This window comes from Oleiphilus sp. HI0079, assembly GCF_001635105.1.
This window is the reverse complement of the sequence record NZ_LWFT01001026.1, coordinates 1-901: the sequence shown is the minus strand read 5'-3', so window position 1 is coordinate 901 and position 901 is coordinate 1. Positions and strand designations below refer to the sequence as shown.

1 protein-coding gene is annotated in these 901 nt (G+C 49.2%); it reads left to right on the top strand.

The window, feature by feature from the left end; genetic code table 11:
* On the top strand, positions 1-840 hold an 840-nt coding region (locus tag A3750_RS18470; protein WP_068548590.1), incomplete at its 5' end, for a glycosyltransferase family 4 protein.
* Positions 841-901 lie beyond the last annotated feature (61 nt).

Sequence of the window (901 nt, the reverse complement as noted above, 5' to 3'; positions counted from 1 at the left end):
ACCGGTCATAGCAAAAGCATTACGCAAGACTCCGCCGCTGTTCATGTACACGAAGGCCAAGCAGTGTACTGGGCCTTACTACAACACATATTGTTCAAAACACCGTATATTATTACCCGTCGTATCGATAATGCTTTCAAAGACAAATGGTTCTCAAACATAGCTTATCGAAAAGCCGCATGCATTGTGTGCGTCAGCCATGCCGTTGAGAGCGTTGTTAGAGCCCAGTTCCCTGACACAAGCACAAATGTTGTGAACGACTCACCCATAAGCTATCCCGTGGATGAAAACTTGCTGAGTTCACTTTGCAGTAAGTATCAAGATAAGTTCGTGGTCATTCAGGCAGCGAAACTCTACAAGCATAAGGGCTTTGATGTCACTATTTCAGCAGCCAAGCGCCTAGCGAAACATACCGACATCCATTTCTGCTTGCTCGGAGACGGTCCCGAACTTAAGGCGCTGCAAGAGCAAGCGAGTGGTCTGAAAAACGTGGAATTCCTTGGTCGCCAAAATGACATGGGCACATGGTTTGCACGCGCAGATGTTGTGGTGCTTCCCTCACACACAGAAGGAATGGGATCCGTATTGCTGGAGGCAACCCTGGCAGGTGTTCCGGTTATTGGAACACGTGCAGGCGGCATCCCCGACGCGATTCAACACGAGGTAAATGGTCTATTAATTGATGTGGGAGACGCAGAAGCACTGGCGCATGCGCTGCTTCGATTAGTCAGTGATGACCAACTAATACATGAAATAAGCGTTCGCGCCCCTGAATTTATCGAAGGCTTCAGTATCCAGCGGGCAGCTCAGCGCTACGAACACGTATACGAAAACCTATGAACACGCGCGTCTTAAAATCTGCTCTCAACGGCATGGCTGACGCACACAATGCATGCGGCTT